Genomic DNA, 18,898 nt, shown 5'->3' on the forward strand with positions numbered 1-18,898 from the left:
ACTGCTCCTTTGTGTGAGCTTAAGTTAAAGAGAGCCTTTTTATTTTGACTTCATCTACGGAAAGTAGCTTAATATCGACTTTTTTTGCAAAATCCTTGTGTGCGCTACAAGAAATGCCCAATACGTCAAAATCGACTTTTTCATATCTATCGTCTGTATTGCATCCAAAGCGGTGAGAGCCTATGGTTACCTCCCAGCTTCCCTGATCTTCTCCGCCCGTTGCTTTTATGGGCTTTAATACCGTTAGTATAACGCCAACATCAGAGTCGTCTGACGAATATACCACATGGCTTCCATGCCAAAATTTAGCGTCTATTTTGCCATATTGCGTTTCTTGGGCATGCGGACTTGAAGCTCCCTCATCGCTTCGGCTCTCGACTTCGCTTTGCCGTTCGCTTGCTTTGGCTGTAGCTTTTGCGCCGCCGGCACCGGCATCTTTTAAAATGCTTCCAAATTTTACGGCGTTTGCTAATTGAAAACATAAGCCTACCGCCAATGCGACCATTAGAAATTTTTTCATTTTTTCTCCTCAAAGTTTTTCTTTATGACATTGGCTAAACCCAATTTAAAAGCTTCTATGCTCTCATTGAAATCTTTTTTACTAGGGCAATCCAAGACATTTATCAAGTAAATGGGTTCCTTGTTTTCAGAAAGTACTTTATGGCAAGAACAGTTTCTAGCATATACCAAAATCCCCATTTTCGCTTTATAGGCTGCAATATATTTACCGATTTGGACTAAATTGGACATATCGGTTTCGTTGCAGTAGCCGCACCTCTCGCAAAAGTATCTATACTTTGCGTCTATTACGATAGTGCGGTCTTTTTTATCTTTTAGTAGATAATCAACCCTATATCTTTCGTCATCATTTGGCCATTGATAAAGAAGCATGAAATCTAAATTATGCTTTTCTCTTAATATCTTCAAAGCTTCCTCTATCAACCCTTTTACGTAAAGCTCAAAAAGATTGGGCGCATACAGCAAATAACCGAAATTTAGATTTTTGACGGCGTTTTCGTTCGCGTATCTTGAATCTTGTAAAATGATAACCCTAGCGATTTGAAGAGCGATTTTGTAGTCTTTATAAAGCTCGTTCATCACGGATTTTGAGTTTAAGGCTACGTTTATATCTTTTACGCTTTTCATCTCGCCGTTAGCGTTAGCTAGTAAAAAATTTCTAATCTCCTTATCGTAAAGCGCAAATTTAGGGTTTTTTCTAACCAAGATATCGTAAGCTTTTAAAAGCACCCTTGCGACCACTTCGTCGGGCACTCGCGAGCTTTTGCGGCTTGAAATTTTACCCATAAAGGGCTGATCTTTTTTGATGAAATTTTTAACGTCAAGACTTCCGTGCAGGGCGTAGTCTCTAAAAGGAATCTTTTTATAAACGCTTGGGAAGCCGCTTAGCTTAGCTAGCTTTAAGCGGCTGATAAATGAGGCATAAAGGACGTAGTCCATAGGAATGTCGCCGCTTGCGCCTGCGACGCTACCGCCAGAGCTAAAAAACGCGGAGTCGATAGTTTTTAAAAGCTTGGCTTCTAGTTCTTTGCCGAAACGAGAGTTTATGACATACTCTTGCCCCTCAAAGGCAAAACGGCCTATATAGTTGCCGAATATATAGTTACCGTCTTCGCACTTTTTAAGGATATAGTGCGCATCTTTGTCGTCTTTTATCTTGGGTTTAAATTTATCGTGCCGTCCGTTTAAAAAGATTATATCCGTCTTACCTTTTGCCAGCTCATCAAAGGTTATTTCTTTTTGATGCGTTACGTGATCGCAGGAGCTATTATCTTTAAACATCGCGTTAGCCTACGAAAATTTTCTTAGCCGTTTCTAGCTTTTTCTCTACTTCGCCGTCGCTAAACTGCGTTCTTATGTATTCGCGCAAGATTGGCTCTATATGTCTATCCCAAATTTCTTGCTCGCTCATTTTAGCATTTTTTAGAAAATACGAGTGTCCGATCTCGTAAGCTCTGCCTAAATTTAAGCCACTGGTTCTTTCGTATCTTTTCTTATTATTTTCTTTTTCTTCATCAGTTGTTTTTTGAAATAATTGATCGTAATATTCATCCATTTTTTTCATATTATAATAAGACCGAATGGATTTTATTTTTACCCTAGTTTCATCTTTGTATTCAACTAAATATTTGAGGTCATTAGTGATGTAGTTATTTAAATTTTCGCATTTTGTCCTGTAGGTTTTATCCGTCGCATTTTCTATAACCCCATAATCGCACTCCATCAAAACCCACGTAAAGCGCCTTCTTAGAGCCAAGTCAAAGCAGTCTATACTCTTGTCCACGTCATTCATCATACCGATGAAATAGATATTTGCAGGTATAAAAAACTCTTGATTGCTTAACGGAAAGTTTTTGGTCTTTATGTTTTCTCCTTGGTAATTTTCCTCCAAAAGCGATAACGTCTCGCCAAATACCGCCGCTATGTCGGCTCTGTTTATCTCATCTACTATGAAAAAGAAATTTTCTTTATCGTTTTGCGCTGCTTTTAAACAAAATTCTTTAAATATGCCGTTTGTCAAAGCCAAATTTAAATTTCCGTTTTGTATCCCGACCGGTTTTATGCCGTCTATAAAATCCTCGTATTCAAAGCCGCTGTGAAACTGCACCCATTCGGTTCTAGCGCGATTCGGATCTAAAATATCAAGGCGGTCTTTTACGAATTTCGTCTTGCCGGTTCCGGGCGCGCCGTAATAGATGATATTTTTAGCGCCCTTAGTAAGTTCGCCTAGAATTTTATTTTTGATAACTATATCGATGGCTTTCAAAATAGCTTTTCTAAAATCCGCAAAAATTCCAAAGAGGTCGCCTAAAATTTCCCTTAGCTCATCATCGCTCAATGATTCTCCGCTTCCATCGATACTCCAATTAATTCTAGATAGCAGCAAACAAAGTATTTGATGAATTTTAAAGCATACATCTAATCTTAATTCATATTTGCTATCTAAATTTTTGATGCCACTTTGGGTATAGACATAAAAACTATTTTTACCGTCTCTAAAATACTCTATTAATTTTTGAAAGATATTAAGATAAAAGATGGTATATCCCTCTTTGTCTAGCGTAAAATTACAAACCATCAATAATTCGTAAAAGCCACCATATAAAATATTAAAATCGTTTTTTTCTAAGAAATCATTGCTAGTTCCGCCGTTTTTATACTTATCTAGCAATACATTAAAGTGCTTATTGATATTTTCATCTCTAAATTTATTTCCACTTCCATCTATATCAAATTTTATGCCGAGATCTTGGTAGTCGGTTATATCTTTGCAGATATCAAGTATATTAGCCTTTGAGCCGTCATAATCGTAGTAATCCTCAAGCTTACTTACGGTAGCATTGTTAACCTTTGATAGCGATATGCCTTTGCTGCCTCTATATGCTATAACGTCCCCCTTGCGAGCATCCCAATCAAAATCCTTAAACACTTTCAAATTTCCCTTGCAGTCGACGATCCTACTAAAAATCTCATTTATCTTTAGTATCTGCTCAGCAGTAAAGTTATTCATTTTATTCTCCAAAATTTAAAAAGCTCCCGCAAGGGGAGCAAAAAAGCTTTTCAAAGCGCCGCCGCTAAGTCCGAATTTCTCAAAAAAGAAATTTCAAAAATCAATCCTGCCGGACGCACCGCACGAAGTGGCGATCAGAAACGACGAGCCAGTCATCGTTGCCACTCCAGAAAGCCACGAGCCACGCACCAGACGAGAAGCCGGCACTTTTAGTTTGGCTCCAGTACCGTGGATAATCAGATTCTGTTATGTATTTAAAGGCCGTATTTACAGAGGGTTTATACCTTCTCTTATCCGCTATACTTAGCAGCTCCACTCTGGTCGGTAGCCTCCAGTCTTTGTACCCGGCTAGGCTTACTAGCTTGCAGTACTCTTGCGCCTGCTCCCACGTTCCTTTAAAATTTTGCTTTTCATCCTGCCACATTAGTTTACCGAGCTTCTTTTCGCTACATACCACTACGTTTTTATCGTTATCTCGGTAGCACGTAGGACTTAGCGCTTCTGCATTTAGCAGACCGCAAAGCAGTAAAGAAGCGGCTATATATCTTTTCATACTTTTTCCTTTATCTAAATTTTCAAAAATCAATACTGCCGGACGCACCGCACGAAGTAGCGAAGAGAAATGTCGCTCCAGTCACCGTCGCCATCCCTGAAATTCACGAACCACGCATTAGACGAGTCGTCGGCATACTTAGTAGAGCTCCAGTACCGGCCATAGATTTTCTCGCCTTTATCGTTTATCTTGTATGCGACGTTTTTAAAGGCTTTGTTTATAGCGGGGTTAAACCTAGTATCGTCCGTGATACTTAAAAGCTCGTTTACCGTGGGCAGTCTCCAGTCATCAAAACCGGCAAAATTTAAATCATCGCAGTAGCGAACCGCCTCGGCGTAGGTCACAAGTTTATCGTGCGAGTTTTGCTCCTCAATAGAAGGGATAACAAGCGGGGACATATCCTTCCCATAGCTATCCTGCCACATCAGCTTATATACGTCGTCCTTGACGACACCCAGACGGTTGTTCCTGTCAAAGCCTGCAGTAATGTCGCCCTCGTCGCTCACGGTCTTTTTGATAAAGCCGATAGGGTCAAAGCCAAACGCCGCACTAGAACACAGCAGGCATGCTAGCAGGGCGGAAGTAAATTTAGTCATGTTTTTCATCCTTTTAAATTTAGCCTAAGAAAAAGGCCGAGATTTTTTTGAAATTGTCCTTTTTTATGCCGAAATAGACCAAAAATATATCCGCCAGCCACCACAAAAGTAAGGCGGCAAGGGCGATAGCGGCCTCGTCGGGATTGGTTTTTGACGCCCTTGCCATGCCGACTGCTAACACGAACTTCAAAACCCCCGCGCCGCCGTCGCCCTTATAAAACCTATCAAACCCTATAAAGCCGAACAAAATGCTTATGATAAGACCCAAGATAGGACTTTTTAGCTGTGAGGTTAGCGGCCTTAGATCGGGCATATTGCCTGCCGCCTCGGCTCTATCTAGCTCATTTTTAACGATCATCAGATGAGTGTCTGAAACCTTACCTTTAAATAACAGATACGAATTACCCACTATTTTTCCTTTAAATTTGGCTTACAAAGAAGCCATTATTTTTTTGAAATTGTCTTTTTTGATGCCCATATAGACCAAAAATAGATCGGCAATGCACCAAACAATGCCTGCGCACATGATTAAAGACGCAAAACCGGCAAGATCATCATTGCCATTTTGCGCAGCGCCCATTACCAAAAAGACAGGAAGTATACAAAGTAGAATTTTAAATATACCAAGCCACACATCCCCCTTATAAAACCTATCTACACCAAGCCAGCCGAACAAAAATCCAAGCACCAGTCCGATACCCGGGGATTTTAAGGTGGATAAAACGGGCGAGAGATCAAGACTATAATGTCCAACCGACGCCATCCTATCTAACCTACCTTTGAGCTCTATCAAATTTACGTCTGAAATCTTGCCCTTTAGCAACAAAAGAGTGCTATTCATCACTTACCTTTAAATTTAAAATTATAAAGAGATCATTATTTTGTTAAAATTGTCTTTTTTGATGCCCGTATAGACCAAAAATAAATCGGCAATACACCAAATAAGACCCGCAAAACCAATCATCATCGCCATAGCCACCAGATCCTCATCGCCCCTTTGTCCCGCTCGCACGGCAAAAAACATCGGCGCAATGCAAAGGATTATTTTGAGTATTCCAAGTCCGACATCGCCTTTATAGAGCCTATCTACGCCAAGCCAGCCGAATAAAAATCCAAGCACCAGTCCGACCATAGGGCTTTTAAGCGTAGCGGCCGTCAAGGTCAAATCAGGCCTCTTGCCAGCTGCTTCGGCTTTATCCAGCTCGCTTTTTATAACCATCAGATGAGTATCTGAAACTTTGCCTTGAAACAGCATATACGCGTTGTTCATTTTTCTTCCTTGGATTAAATTTTAAATTCGTCTATTTAGATTGTCTTTTTTTGATACCGATATAAACCAAAAACAAGTCCGCAAAGCACCAAATAAGACCTGCGCACATAATCACAGACGCGACCATCAGCTCTGCGTCGCTGTTTGTTTTTGCAGCTGATGCGAACAGCAGAGCCGGTGCGACGCAAAGTAAAATTTTAAATATACCAAGCATTATGTCGCCCTTATAAAACCTATCTACGCCCAGCCAGCCTAGAAAAAGGCCAAGTACGAGACCTATGGCCGGAGATTTTGGGCTTGCGGGTAATTTTGATAAATTTGAAGTCGCGTTCGTGGTTTGCCTCTCGCTTGCGGCGGGTTCAAATTTGGTTTGTAAATTTATATTTTCTTTGGATATATTCGTTTTGAGCTCTTGTTTGAGGGATTGCGTCTCTTTATTTAAATTTGTCGCGCTTTCTTTTGTCTCGCTCTTGCTTTGAGCAAAATTTTGTACCGCTTGAGCATCTTTTATCTCGCTAATAAAATTTTGCGTAGCGACTTGTTTTTCGTCAGTTAATTTTACATTTGTATTTTTATAACTACTCAAAGCTTGCATTATTTTGTTGAAGTTATCCTTTTTGATACCGAGAAATACTAGGCTTATATCCATAAAGTACCACACGAGGCCTATAATAGCCAATGGAAACGCGCCTAAGATGACTGCTAAGATAGGCAACATAGAACAAATAAGTAACTTAAATACCGATAGTCCCATATCACCCTTATAAATCCTATCCGATCCAAGCCAGCCTAGAAAGACGCTGATAGCAAGCCCTATGTTTGGTGATGAAAGCGTGGGGACCACCGATAAAATATCAATTTTATGCCCATCAGCCTCTAATTTTTCGATTTTGTTTTTGATTGCTATCAGATTTGCATCCGACACCTTGTCTTTAAGTAACACAAACGAACAAATGTCCATTTTTATTTCCTTTCTATATGAATAAATTTATGAAATTATATCCTAATTTATATATTATTTGAATAAAAATAAAATGTTCTAAATCTGAAATGTGGATTACGCTAAAAACCTTATAATTAATACAGGAAATTGGCGAACAAGCCGATTTTCAAATTTAAACAAAAAGGAGGAATTGCCATGAAAAATGGTAATCCTAAAATATTTAGTAGTCTCGAGGAGGCCAGGACCTACTACGCCTCTCTTTCGAGAAAGTTGCAAGTCAAAAAGGAAGATACGCTTTTTAGACTCGCCAAAATCAATGCGGAAATGGAAAATTTGGAAAAGAATTTTCGCGAATACAGCCTTGCATTGCCGCTCTGCGACCAAAAAAGATACTATCTATCGATGCTAATCGATATGGAACGGACGTCAAAAAAGGGCGCGCCGGAAAACACAAACTACACGGTCGCCGATATAGATGGGCTCATCGAGGTACTCAACAAAGATGCAGCTAGGCCTATTTCTAGCATATCGGCACCTCCGTCGCAGTCGGCTAACGAAAACTCTACCGGCAAAGAAAACAAACAGTCGGCTACCGCGACTTCTACCGACTCTACCGACAAGAAAGCGGAGGTCGGGGATGGCAAGAAAAAGTAGCCTATCTAACGGTATCCATAATGGATACCGCGCTAACGACGATAAATTTAAAAAAGGAGACAAAAATGTCGATTGTAACAAACAACCAAACTACAAGTTCTAAAATGACTTGTTTTAAAATCCAGCGTAGCGTGCCTAACGCCTTTGCACACAACGATCGCAGCCAAACGGTGGATCACGCATATCCGCAGTTTTCGCATCTCAACGAAGTCGACGCGAGTGCGTTTCTCGCCGAAGAAAAATACCTATGTATGCTTACGCAGGCGATCCAAAACTACATAGCTAGGACGGGTCAAAGAGTTCAAGTCGATCCAAAAAACATCAGACGCTCGGCCATAGTACTGATCGAAGATCGCCATACCATAGACGATGTCAGACGGCTTTGCGATGTAATAGAGAGAAAATACGGATGGCGCACGATACAAATCGCTATCCACAGGGATGAGGGCCATTTCGACGAGAACGGCGTTTGGCATCCAAATTTACACGCGCATATCGAATTTTTCGTACTTGGAACGGATGGAGTAAATTTATACAAAAGCCGCGACTTTGGGCCGCTAAAGATGAAAGAGCTGCAAACTCTAGCTGCAAACGTTTTAGGCATGCGTCGAGGCATCAACTACTCCGCCATCGGCCAAACGCCCAGAAAAGGGTTGCCTCATCAAGCGTATAGAATTTTAGCCCAAACAATCTCGCAGTTTACAGCCAAAGTGGAAAATCTAGAAAAAAAGGTTGCCCAAAAAGGCGCGCAGATCGAGGAGCTAAAAAAGCATATCAATGCGCTTCAGAATCAAAACGACGAAGGACTTGAACAGGCTGAAGGCCAAAAAGCGCTAAGAAAAATATTTGAGCGCATACGCTATCACATAGACGATATTTAGCCGCCACCGTGAGTATCCGACTTGGATACTCACACTCACGATATCCACAAAAAAACAAAAATTTAACCCCCCTCCTTTTTTCGTAAATTTAAGTCATAATTTTTACCGATTTTTTCTATAATCCCATTATGAAAAACAAAAACCGAATTTGCCGAAAGTAAAATTTCAACCTTAAACCAAATCAAGAATTTAACCCCAAGCATCTACGCCGTCATCGATCTAAAGTCCTTCTACGCCTCGGTCGAGTGCGTTGAGCGAGGGCTTGATCCATTTGAGGCAAATTTGGTCGTCGCAGACGCTAGCAGAGGCGAGAGCAGCGTGTGTCTAGCCGTTAGTCCCGCACTAAAGGCGCTCGGCGTAAAAAACAGATGCAGACTGTTTGAGATCCCTAAAAATATCAAATATATAATCGCTGCGCCCAGGATGCAGTTTTACATCGACTACGCGGCTAAAATTTACGGCATCTACCTAAAATACGTTGCCAAAGAGGACATCTACGTTTACTCCATCGACGAGGCGTTTATCGACCTCACCTCGTATCTAAAATTTTATAAACTAGAAGCTAGAGCTATGGCAAAGATGATAATGGACGACATCCTAAAAACTACGGGCGTAACGCCGACCTGCGGCATAGGGACGAATCTATACCTAGCTAAAATCGCCCTTGATATCCTAGCTAAGCACAGCGAGGATAATATCGCCTTTTTAGACGAAGCGCTCTATAAAGAAAAGCTCTGGACGCATCGGCCGCTAAATGATTTTTGGCGTATAGGCAAGCAAACTAGAGCAAAGCTTGAGAGATACGGGATATTTTGTATGAAGGATATGGCAAACGCGCCCTTTAGCCTGCTAGAAAAGGTGTTTGGCATCGACGCCTACATCGCGCTAGATCACGCAAACGGTATCGAGCCCACCACTATAGCCGATATCAAGGCCTATAAACCCCCAACCAAATCATACTTTAGCTCTGAAATTTTACCTAGGGACTACGAGAGGCTAGAGGCTCTAATCGTGCTAAAAGAGATGACCGATAGGCTAGCTCTAAAGATGATAAACGAGGAGGTGCGGGCTAGCGGGCTCACGATAAATATCAAATTCGCCGATAAAAATGAACCTGCGCAAAGAGCCACGGTAAGGTTTAAAACCCCGAGCAATATCGCTAGCGCACTCATGGACGCGGTGCAGGAGCTATATCTAAAAAAGATAAAAAACGCAGGCCTCATCAGGCAAATCGGCATATCTGCAAACGACGTCGTAAAGGAAAGCAAAACCGAAAAAAGCCTCTTTGAAGAAGAAAACGCAAAAGAAAAAACGGTGCTAAAAACACTAAATAAGATAAAAGAAAAATACGGCAAAAACTCCATCCTAAGGGCTACCGATCTGCTGCCGGAGGCCACCGGACGAGATAGAAACAAAAAGATAGGAGGACACAAAAGCGGTGAATAGGGATAGAGCCAAAATCTTTAGCTCGTTTAACCCTCTCTCAACTCTAGAAAAAGCCCTAAAAGCGCAGGAGCGAGAAAAGAGCGAAAAGCTAGATCTTGACGAATCAAAAATAGAAGAAATCCTAAATAAAATAAGCAAACTAAAGCCCGCCGACAAGGTAAGAATCACATACCACGACGGGCAGGGCTACGTGAGCATAGAGGGGCTAGTCTCAAACGTAAATTTGATGGATAAAAGCTTAACGGTAGTAAAAACGAGGGTTAAATTTGACGATATCTACGCGGTTGAGGTTGTTTTGTGAGGCGGGATTTTGCAGCGCACGAGATGATACGTACGGCACAAATTTTACTCTGTCCCCCGCTTTTCTTGACGGATAAAATCTAAGAAACTGCAAGTAAATCCGCCACATCGGTTTAGAATTTGTGTAGTTTGGTGTGTAGGGTATAAATTTACGAAGCAAACCTGTCTGAATCAATGTTTTTTTAAATTTCTCCATATCTAGCTAAATATAAATTTAATCTTAAGTGAAATGAAAAAAGGAAGAGGGTAATAAGCTCATTATTACCCTCTTTGCACTCTTTTGATTTTAAATTTTTAAATCATATCGATGCAAGTCATCGGAGCTGGAGTAATATAAATACGGCGTTGGTTTTTTTTGATTTTTTGGCATTGCTTAACGGTGCTACTATTTTTAGTCTTAAGATGTGGCAAGTCGTTACTTTTAAGATATTCAAAATATTCCTGCGGGATGCCGTCAAATGCTTTCAATATATGCATTTGTGTTCTTATAGCGCTACTCTGAGAATATATAAGCTCCGAATTAGACTTGTTGTTTCGCAACATTAAATTAGTTATATTTGGTAATTGCTCTCGTTTGTTGCTCATAAAATTTGAGTCGTTTGACGCATGTCTTAGTACCGAAGCAATATCTGGCATAAATTCGCTAACACCTTTACAAGCGTCGTACTCGCGAATTATCTGAGCGAAATTCCCCCTCAAACGATGAGCGCTAACATCTTTACTATTTACAACCTTGTCTATTGCCCTATTAACCCTATGCTCCAAAGCATTTTTAGTTTTACAAATACGCTTTATATTGTCTATCCAGTCATAACTGGCTAAGTCGTGAATATTTTTATGAAGGACCATTTCGTCTTCTGAGGTATTTCCGAATTTTTGTTTAGCAGTTTTGACTCTAATAAGCTTTATGCCATTCTTCTCAAAAAAGCTATCTTTATCTAGTCTCATAAACTCTTCCATACGAAGTCCGGTATGTAAAATAAATCTTATATAATCAAGTAGTTCTTTTTCTATCTTGTATTTTCCTGAAAAAATCTTTATAAATTCATCATCCTTAAAATTCCTCTTTTTATTATATTTATTTACTCTATACCTCATAAGCATATTTTTAAAAAATGGATTTTTATTAATTATTCCCCTATACTCCAAGTACTCAAAGAATTTAGACAGATAACCGATTGTATTATTGGATCTATCCTTGCTACTTTGGTTGGAAATATACTTTTGAAAACCTTTAGCATCTTCATATTTCACGTCCACAAGACTAATCCCATTCTCATCCAAAAATTTTTTTAGTCTACTGATTGCAAGCCTATATTCTTTTATTGTAGACTTTGTACAATTCTGCATATCCCTCTTATCTTCCAAATATTCCTCCAATAATTCCATAATGTTTTTATCTGGCGCATTATTCCTTAACTGCTCATAGCTATTTTTACTTTTAGATTTTTTTAATGCATAGCTACCGATAGCCTTTGCGATACGATTCGAAATAAATTCTCCGCCAACCAAAACACCGCCTTTCGTAAATTTTATCGTTTCTTTTTCTGGATAAGAATTTGCCCCGTCGGTATACAAATTTGACAGTTTGTGATCTATGATTTCGTCTATCTCTTTTTGGAATCTTAAAAAGCCCTTATTTTTGTTATTTTTGGTAAAATCATCCGCCAAAGATCGGTATTTTTCGATATCGCTTTTAGGAATACTTTCGCAATATTTACTTACAAGCACCCCCGAGGCCTTAAGCCATTTTTCTCTAGAAGCTCCCTTGACCCTACCGATCTGCTTAAAACAGCTTTTTATATCGTCAGACAACTTTTTAGGCTCGCACATATAATGCCGTTTAATAGCACCATGATCAAGCTCATCGTATTTGCTTACTTCGAATAGTTTCCTTACGTTTAGTTCCACTTATTATCCTTTTCTTGAAATATAAGCGAAAGTTTATAAGTCATCCTTCAGAAGCTTTTGAATGTCGTTAAATGGCTATTTTGGTGTTTTTTGTTCCTTTAAAAATTTAAATATATCCAAACCTTTCATCACTTTTTGCTTAACTTTGAGCGATATGCCTTTTGCATAAGTATCGGTCGCCAAGTCGGTGGAATGCCCTAGAAGAATGGATGTGATATCTGCGATTCCGTTTTCTAAGCAATAATCCTTTACGGCTTTAGCAAAATTTCCTCTAAGTCGGTGAAACGATACGTTTGCTTCCGGTATGATTGTATGAATATGTTTATTTAGTCGCTTGCTAAAATAGTCGCAATTGCCTCTGTCTACTTTTATCTCTTCAAGCCATTTCATATCGCTAAGATAATCTATATCTTGATGTATTGGTATTTGTCTGTATTTAACGGCTCCTCCTTTTTGCTTTGCGGTTTTTACATTGATAAATTTTACGCCCTCTCGTTCGTCTATGCTCGTGCCGTCTAGTTGCCAAATTTCATTTAACCGCAGGCCGGTATAGAGGGCAAACATCATATAGTTTCGTAAATCGAGCCTATCTGTATCAAATACCAAACCAAGCTCGCCCATAGTAAAGTTGTCTTTAGGAGATTTTTCTTCGGCCGTAATCTTAAATGAAGTTAAGGTTTTAAATGGATTGCTGGCGACTTCGTTGATTCTTATAGCATATTCAAATAATCTTTTAGAGTATGATATATAATTGTTTACGGTTTTCTTGTGAAGTTTTTGGGTTTTTAACAAATGACTTTGAAAATTCTCGGCACTATTATAATCAAGTTCCGACATATCTTTGTTTTTAAAGAACTCGTCTAAAATTTTGCCCGTCTTTACGTAATAACCCTTCGTCTTATCGCTTGACTTTAGTTTTTCGCATTCGGTTTGTATGTAGCGTTTGGCTATTTTTTCAAACGATAGATGCCGCTTAGGCTTTTGCGTGTCTTTTTGTATGATAGAGGGAGTTTCTAGAGCAGGGGTGCTTTGTTCTTGATACAATGTCACGTTATAAAACTCGGCGACGGCAGATTGAAAAAGACTTTTGTATTCGCCGATATCTAAAAATAGCTTATTGGCCTTTATGAAAGAATCTATATTCTCTTTCGATCTTTTTTGATTTCTTATCAATAAAGCTAGAGAAATAGGCTTCCTCGCAATTCTTTGCATTAACATCGAATTTGCTTTAGTCTTTATTTTACTCGCAAGCGTACGAGCTTCACTCTCGTCGTCCGTAAAAAGACAATATCTGACGGTGGTTTTTCTACCGTCTTTCATAGCCGTATCGAAATAATAAAAATTAGGTCTGTTTGAAATTTTAGTGATTAACTTAGAGAGCATGCTTTACTCCAAGTCTTGAAAAATTTCTATCACAAATTGCCGAATTTTCTATCACAAGCGAAAAAAGTCCGAAATTTAGTACAGTAAATTTGTATTTTTTATGAGTGCAAACATCGGTAAATACGCGATTTGCAAGGAAATTTGAATATCTGGTGGCGGACAGAGAGGGATTTGAACCCTCGAGCCCCGGTTAGAAGCTGCACCCTTAGCAGGGGTGTGGTTTCGGCCACTCACCCATCTGTCCGCGAAAATAAGAAAAGTGATTATACGCAAAGCCTCCTGATATACCGCTTAAATTTACGACCGTTAAAGCAAAAAGGCTTTTAAAAAACCGATATGCAAGCAAATTTCACCGTGCCATATACAAATTTGCACACTCTTTGATGCGCCGTCCGTTAAATTTATGCTTCTTGTGAGGCGCCGTTTCGTGCTGCAGATACAGCCGCTTCGGTCGTTAGCAAATCCGCTCAAATTTAAACGACTCGCGCGGGTCAAATTCGTAAATTTAGTCCTTCCAAAGCCACCATTTCAGCTTGGCTTTGTCGGGACGAGGCGTATTTGCATAGTAGCAAACCATGCGGTAAACGTAGAGGATGCACCTGTCGCTGCCGCGTCCGAGCGCCTTTGTGCGTTCAAACATCTCGTCCGGATCCGCGCCCTTTAGCGAAGCGATGTCAGTGTAGCCCAGCGCCAGCAGATCGGCTTCTGTCGCCTCGCCGACATAGGGGATTTTCTTAAAATCACTCGCGCCTTTACTCAAATTTTACTCCAATCATTATTTAAATTTCGCTCGGCTCACCATTTGGATAAAATTTTAAAGCCCCTTGAGAGTGCGGAATTTCAAAATTTCACTCGTGTGAGGCAAATTTTAAAATTTTATCCATGCGGTGCGAAAAATTTTTAAAATTTTACCTCGCCGCCGGGCCGCCGCTGCGCTTATGCGCGCCGCTTTTTAGTACTAAGACGTCCGCCGCCACACTCATTATCGGAAATTTTATCCGCAAGCTAGCAGGGAGCTTGGGCGCGGCAAAGCTTAAACGTTTTTAATCTCCAACGGAGTAAATTTTAACGATCTCGTCGATCGCCTGCACTAGCGAGGCCAAGCGCGTTTCAAACTACAACGGAGTAAATTTTAACTGGTTGAAGTCAATGGCTGATCTTGAGGCCGTAAAGTTTCAAATTCCAATGGAGTAAATTTTAACGGTTTGTAAGGGGTATTCCGCAGCTTGCCTCTCCGAGTTTCAAACTCCAACGGAGTAAATTTTAACAGCATCACGGGGCAGGTGCTAGCAGGTAACTCTCAAAGTTTCAAACTCCAACGGATTTTGTAAAAAGATGACGGCGGCGCTTCGACGTCATCCGAGCCGCCTTTGTGTGCATTTTGATTAAAATTTCTTTCGCGCGAAAATTCCGCTTAAAACGAGCTTGCGTCAAATTTTATGCAAGCTTCGGCGCTAAATTTGATCCAAAATTCGCTCGCAAATTTCGCGCGGATCGGCGCTTTGATAGATCGGCCGACCGACCACGATAAAATCCGCTTCCGCCTCGCGCGCGACGCCTAGATCCGCCACTCGCTTTTGATCTGCTGCGCTCTCGCCAAACGGCCGTATGCCCGGGCAGAGCGTGATAAAATTTGCGCTCGTTGCGTCCTTTATCAGGCGGCTCTCGTATGCCGAGCAGACCATGCCGTCAAGCCCCGCTTCGTAGCTCATCACGCTAAATTTTCGCACGGCGTCGCTTAAATTTTGCTCGTAAACCGCGCTAAATTCCGCCTGATCAAAGCTCGTTAGCGCAGAGACCGCAAGCACTAGCGGGCGCGAACCGAGCTTGTCCAGTCGCTCCATCACCGTCGTCATCGCGCGCTTGCCGCTGCTTGCATGCACGTTTATCATATCTATGCCAAGCTTTGCGATCTCCTCGGCGGCGTCGGCCATCGTATTTGGGATGTCGTAGAGCTTTAGATCGAGAAAAATTTTAAAATTTCCGAGCTTTTTTAGCTCCCCCACAAATCCCGCTCCGTCACGCAAATAAGCTCGCAGCCCAACTTTGAGCCAAATTTTATCCGAAAAGTCCGCAAGCCGCTCCGCTAGCTGCAAACACTGCTGCTTCGAGCCCAGATCAAGCGCGACGCAGAGCTTCACAGATCTGCCTTTAACGCGTCTAGCACGCCGTTTATAAATTTCGGCGCCGAGTCTCCGCCCAGCTCCTTGCCGAGCTCGATGCCCTCGTTTATGATGACGGCCTTGTCGGTCGGGGTAAATTTCATCTCGTACGCCCCCAGTCGCAGCACTGCGCGCTCGATGCTGCCGATCTCGTTTATCTTCCACTCTTTTAGGCGTGCGTTTAGTAGCGCGTCAAGCCCATCTGCATGCTCCAAAATACCGTGAAAAAGCGACAGCGCGAGGCTTCGCTGATCGTTTCGGATCTTTTTTTCTTCTAAAAATTCCTCGACGAACTCCTCGCTGCAGCTACCCATTTCGCGCGCGTAGAGCAGCGAAACGACAGCCTGCCTAACCTGATGACGAGTCGCCATTTTACGCCTCCAAATTTTTATATAAGCTTAGCATCTCGATCACGCCCGTCATCGCCTCAAAGCCCTTATTCCCGGCCTTTGAGCCCGCTCTCTCGATGGCCTGCTCAATGCTATCTACCGTTAGCACGCCAAAGGTCACCGGTTTGCCGTATTTTAGCGTGACATTTGCGATGCCCTTGGTGGTCTCGGCGCTAACGTAGTCAAAGTGAGGCGTAGAGCCGCGGATCACCGCTCCCACGCAGCAAATAGCGTCAAATTTACCACTTGCTAGCGCCTTTTCTAGCGCCATCGGTATCTCAAACGCGCCCGGCACCAAAATGAGGCTCAAATTTTTCTCATCCCCGCCGTGACGTAAAAACGCGTCCCTCGCACCCTCCACCAGCCTATCGGTGATGATGTGGTTAAATCTCGCGCCCACTATAGCGATCTTCTCGCCGCCTTTTAAAGCCAAATTTCCTTCAATTATTTTCATAGTTTCTCCTTAAATTATTTTTAACATTATCACGCTAAAGGTTATCAAAAACAAATAAAACGCTTTTTGCGCGCTCATTTTTTCTTTGTTAAACGCCATCCCGACGCCCACGGCTCCGACCGCTCCGATGCCCGTCCAGATCGCATACGCGACCGACATCGCGATGGCTCGCATAGAGTATCTAAGTAGCATCAACGAGCAAAAAAACGTAAAAGCTACGAGTGTAAAATTTACCGCCTTTTTGATACCTTTTGCATTTTTAAGCTTAGCCAAAAACAACACCCCTAGCACCTCGCAAGCGCCCGCAAATAGCAAGGCTACGAAGTGACTCACGCTTTGAGCCTTTTTAGTCCGAGCACTCCCGCTACCAGCATCACTATGAAAAATACCCGCATCAAATTTATCTCGCTGCCACTCGCGTATTCGCTTACGATCTCGGCGATCACGATAAAAAACGCGCCAAAGCCTACAAATAGCGTGTATGCGACGCTCGTAGGCAGGTATTTAAACGCGAGCATAAACATAAAAAAGCTCACGCAAACCAGCCCTGCCGTGGCTAAATTTTCTAACCCGCCGCTTGCGTGCTTTAGCCCATACGCCCAGCCGCACTCGGCCAGCGCACCGATCATCACGTATAAAAAGCCTTTATTTGACATCGCCAAGAACGTCTTTTATCTTAAAAATTTGAGCGATATTTGCGTCTAGCTCGTCTAAATTTAACATATTCGGCCCGTCGCAAAGCGCCTCGCAAGGATTAGTATGCGTCTCATAAAAAAATCCGTCCACGCCCGCAGCCGCCGCAGCTCGCGCTAGATAAGGCACGAATCTCGCGTCCCCGCCGCTTTTTTCGCCAAGAGCGCTTGGCATCTGCACGCTGTGAGTAGCATCGAAAATCACGGGCGCAAATTCGCACATTAGCACCAAATTTCGCATATCTACGACTAAATTTCCGTAGCCAAAAGTGCTGCCTCGCTCCGTTAGCCACACGCCGTTTTGTTTAGCGACCTCGTATCCATCGCCCTTTACGCCGCGAGTTTCTAGCACTTTTTTGACTGAATGCTTCATCGCAGAGGCTGCCAAAAACTGCCCTTTTTTGATATTTACCACGGCTTTTGTCTTAGCCGCGGCCACGAGTAGATCGGTCTGGCGGCACAAAAACGCCGGGATTTGCAGCACGTCGGCCACTTCGCCTACGGGTGCGGCCTGGTAGCTCTCGTGGATATCGGTTAAAATTTTAAAGCCGAATTCCTTTTTGACCTTGGCTAAAATTTCGCACCCTTTTTCAAGTCCGGGCCCGCGAAACGAGCTTATACTCGTGCGATTTGCCTTGTCAAAGCTTGATTTAAAATAAAAATCTATCCGCTTATCTTCGTTAAATTTAACCAGCCTTTTTGCCACGTCGAAAACGAGCTGCTCGCTCTCGATGACGCAAGGCCCTGCTATTAGTATCATCATCTCTCCCTTGCTACGATTATTCCGCTGATAACGACCAGCATTATACCAAAAAACGCCGCCGCATTAGGTAGCGTATCGCCCATAAAAAAGCCCACTACTAGCGAAAACACGACGTCCATGTAGCTTATCGCGGCGACAGAGCCGGCCTTTTTGCTCGCCGCATACGCCTTGGTCATATAAAACTGAAAAAAATAGCCCGCAAGTCCCATCAGTACGATGAGGATTACGCCTTTAAAATTTGGCGCCACAAACGGCGAAAGCAAAAAATCTAGAGGCTCAAATCGGGCCCATTCGGCAAGCCCCATCAAAAGCATCGGCAGAGCCGTTCCCCACGCCATAAAGCTAAGCACGATGACGCTCGTGTCGTAGCTTTTGCGCAGAGTTCTGACGCTAAGCATCGCAAGCGCCGCCCCAACGCCGCTGCCAAGCCCCAGCCAGTCGGTTTTGCTGATGCCTAAATTTGGCTGGATGATAAAAAGTATGCCGATAAAGCCCAAAAATATGGCGCCCCAGCCCTTTTTACTAAGCGCTTCTTTTAAAAAAACCGCCGCAAAAATCGCTGTGAAAATGGGGCTGGTTTTTTGAAAAGTATAAGCCGCGCCTAAATTTATGTGAGCGATGTTGTAAAAAAGAGCAAAAAGCGCGATCGTACCGATAAATCCGCGAAACATCAGCACGAAAAGCTGCCCGCCTTTTTGATGCGTCGGCGGCCTTTTGTAAATAGCGTAAAGCACGATAGCAAGGCCCACGGCGTTTCTGAAAAATACGACCTCGATACTAGGCATCTGCTCGCTCAAAACCTTCGCAAAGCCTCCGACGGCGGCAAAAAACATACACGCGATGATCATATAATAAGCGCCCAAATGGCGCAAAACGTATCTGCGAAACAAAATTTTTCCTTTAAATTTGGGCGTATTGTAGTGCAAAACGGCTTAAATTTATAAACAATGTAAGCAAAAAATTTGTATAATT

General features: G+C 42.2%; 23 protein-coding genes and 1 tRNA gene. 4 read left to right on the forward strand and 20 right to left on the reverse strand.

Annotated elements, in window-relative coordinates; translation table 11 throughout:
• Positions 1–19: 19 nt before the first annotated feature.
• The 9 genes from CRECT_RS08275 to CRECT_RS12700 form a co-directional block, all read right to left on the reverse strand.
• Entirely contained in the window at positions 20–520 is a 501-nt protein-coding gene (locus CRECT_RS08275; RefSeq protein WP_004320816.1) for a hypothetical protein, read from the reverse strand.
• The gene (locus tag CRECT_RS08280) at positions 517–1,800 is read right to left on the reverse strand and encodes a 5-methylcytosine restriction system specificity protein McrC (RefSeq protein ID WP_004320826.1); all 1,284 of its coding nucleotides are present in this window, start codon (positions 1,798–1,800) and stop codon (positions 517–519) included. Before CRECT_RS08280 ends, CRECT_RS08275 begins: the two co-directional genes overlap by 4 nt.
• 4 nt (positions 1,801–1,804) lie before the next feature.
• Positions 1,805–3,529: an McrB family protein gene (locus CRECT_RS08290; RefSeq protein WP_004320821.1), complete on the reverse strand. Its 1,725-nt coding sequence runs from the start codon at positions 3,527–3,529 to the stop codon at positions 1,805–1,807.
• A gap of 100 nt (positions 3,530–3,629) precedes the next feature.
• On the reverse strand, positions 3,630–4,082 hold the full coding sequence (locus tag CRECT_RS08295; RefSeq protein ID WP_039888713.1) for an Lcl C-terminal domain-containing protein: 453 nt from the start codon (positions 4,080–4,082) through the stop codon (positions 3,630–3,632).
• Between the two features lie 29 nt (positions 4,083–4,111).
• Positions 4,112–4,678, reverse strand: coding sequence for an Lcl C-terminal domain-containing protein (locus CRECT_RS08300; RefSeq protein ID WP_004320825.1), 567 nt, complete (start codon positions 4,676–4,678; stop codon positions 4,112–4,114).
• Between the two features lie 19 nt (positions 4,679–4,697).
• Positions 4,698–5,087: a TM2 domain-containing protein gene (locus CRECT_RS08305; protein ID WP_004320815.1), complete on the reverse strand. Its 390-nt coding sequence runs from the start codon at positions 5,085–5,087 to the stop codon at positions 4,698–4,700.
• A 21-nt stretch (positions 5,088–5,108) separates the two neighbouring features.
• Positions 5,109–5,519, reverse strand: coding sequence for an NINE protein (locus CRECT_RS08310; protein ID WP_004320823.1), 411 nt, complete (start codon positions 5,517–5,519; stop codon positions 5,109–5,111).
• A 21-nt stretch (positions 5,520–5,540) separates the two neighbouring features.
• Positions 5,541–5,948 (reverse strand): TM2 domain-containing protein, encoded by a 408-nt coding sequence (locus CRECT_RS08315; RefSeq protein ID WP_004320819.1) that lies wholly within the window; start codon positions 5,946–5,948, stop codon positions 5,541–5,543.
• Between the two features lie 31 nt (positions 5,949–5,979).
• Positions 5,980–6,345, reverse strand: coding sequence for a TM2 domain-containing protein (locus CRECT_RS12700; RefSeq protein ID WP_227932361.1), 366 nt, complete (start codon positions 6,343–6,345; stop codon positions 5,980–5,982).
• Between the two features lie 741 nt (positions 6,346–7,086).
• On the opposite strand from CRECT_RS12700, the gene CRECT_RS08325 reads away from it, so the two are divergent.
• From CRECT_RS08325 to CRECT_RS08340, 4 genes are all read left to right on the forward strand, one after another.
• Positions 7,087–7,545: a hypothetical protein gene (locus CRECT_RS08325; RefSeq protein ID WP_004320814.1), complete on the forward strand. Its 459-nt coding sequence runs from the start codon at positions 7,087–7,089 to the stop codon at positions 7,543–7,545.
• Positions 7,546–7,610: 65 nt separating this feature from the next.
• Positions 7,611–8,426, forward strand: coding sequence for a mobilization protein (locus CRECT_RS08330; protein ID WP_227932256.1), 816 nt, complete (start codon positions 7,611–7,613; stop codon positions 8,424–8,426).
• 213 nt (positions 8,427–8,639) lie between these two features.
• Positions 8,640–9,872 carry a Y-family DNA polymerase gene (locus CRECT_RS08335; protein WP_050771519.1) on the forward strand — a complete coding sequence of 411 codons (1,233 nt, stop codon included), beginning with the start codon at positions 8,640–8,642 and terminating at the stop codon, positions 9,870–9,872.
• Positions 9,865–10,173, forward strand: a complete 309-nt coding sequence (locus tag CRECT_RS08340) for a YolD-like family protein (RefSeq protein WP_039888850.1) — start codon at positions 9,865–9,867, stop codon at positions 10,171–10,173. Before CRECT_RS08335 ends, CRECT_RS08340 begins: the two co-directional genes overlap by 8 nt.
• 293 nt (positions 10,174–10,466) lie before the next feature.
• On the opposite strand, the gene CRECT_RS08345 is transcribed toward CRECT_RS08340, so the two are convergent.
• The 11 genes from CRECT_RS08345 to CRECT_RS08395 form a co-directional block, all read right to left on the reverse strand.
• Positions 10,467–12,083: a tyrosine-type recombinase/integrase gene (locus CRECT_RS08345; RefSeq protein ID WP_039888617.1), complete on the reverse strand. Its 1,617-nt coding sequence runs from the start codon at positions 12,081–12,083 to the stop codon at positions 10,467–10,469.
• A gap of 75 nt (positions 12,084–12,158) precedes the next feature.
• Positions 12,159–13,466: a tyrosine-type recombinase/integrase gene (locus CRECT_RS08350; RefSeq protein WP_002945829.1), complete on the reverse strand. Its 1,308-nt coding sequence runs from the start codon at positions 13,464–13,466 to the stop codon at positions 12,159–12,161.
• 153 nt (positions 13,467–13,619) lie between these two features.
• Positions 13,620–13,710, reverse strand: a tRNA-Ser gene (locus tag CRECT_RS08355).
• Between the two features lie 261 nt (positions 13,711–13,971).
• On the reverse strand, positions 13,972–14,226 hold the full coding sequence (locus tag CRECT_RS08360; protein WP_002945811.1) for a helix-hairpin-helix domain-containing protein: 255 nt from the start codon (positions 14,224–14,226) through the stop codon (positions 13,972–13,974).
• A gap of 694 nt (positions 14,227–14,920) precedes the next feature.
• Complete coding sequence (pyrF, locus tag CRECT_RS08365; protein WP_002945802.1) at positions 14,921–15,607, reverse strand: orotidine-5'-phosphate decarboxylase; 687 nt, start codon at positions 15,605–15,607, stop codon at positions 14,921–14,923.
• Positions 15,604–15,999, reverse strand: a complete 396-nt coding sequence (nusB, locus tag CRECT_RS08370; protein WP_002945813.1) for a transcription antitermination factor NusB — start codon at positions 15,997–15,999, stop codon at positions 15,604–15,606. Before nusB ends, pyrF begins: the two co-directional genes overlap by 4 nt.
• 1 nt (position 16,000) lies before the next feature.
• Complete coding sequence (gene ribH, locus CRECT_RS08375; protein WP_002945815.1) at positions 16,001–16,471, reverse strand: 6,7-dimethyl-8-ribityllumazine synthase; 471 nt, start codon at positions 16,469–16,471, stop codon at positions 16,001–16,003.
• A 9-nt stretch (positions 16,472–16,480) separates the two neighbouring features.
• On the reverse strand, positions 16,481–16,804 hold the full coding sequence (locus CRECT_RS08380; protein WP_002945803.1) for a DMT family transporter: 324 nt from the start codon (positions 16,802–16,804) through the stop codon (positions 16,481–16,483).
• Positions 16,801–17,127, reverse strand: coding sequence for a DMT family transporter (locus CRECT_RS08385; RefSeq protein ID WP_039888619.1), 327 nt, complete (start codon positions 17,125–17,127; stop codon positions 16,801–16,803). Before CRECT_RS08385 ends, CRECT_RS08380 begins: the two co-directional genes overlap by 4 nt.
• Positions 17,117–17,923, reverse strand: a complete 807-nt coding sequence (gene kdsA, locus CRECT_RS08390; RefSeq protein WP_002945806.1) for a 3-deoxy-8-phosphooctulonate synthase — start codon at positions 17,921–17,923, stop codon at positions 17,117–17,119. Before kdsA ends, CRECT_RS08385 begins: the two co-directional genes overlap by 11 nt.
• The gene (locus CRECT_RS08395; RefSeq protein WP_002945830.1) at positions 17,923–18,852 is read right to left on the reverse strand and encodes a DMT family transporter; all 930 of its coding nucleotides are present in this window, start codon (positions 18,850–18,852) and stop codon (positions 17,923–17,925) included. Before CRECT_RS08395 ends, kdsA begins: the two co-directional genes overlap by 1 nt.
• Positions 18,853–18,898: the final 46 nt, after the last annotated feature.

The sequence above is a fragment of the Campylobacter rectus genome (genome assembly GCF_004803795.1).
GTDB classification, from domain to species: Bacteria; Campylobacterota; Campylobacteria; order Campylobacterales; family Campylobacteraceae; genus Campylobacter_A; species Campylobacter_A rectus.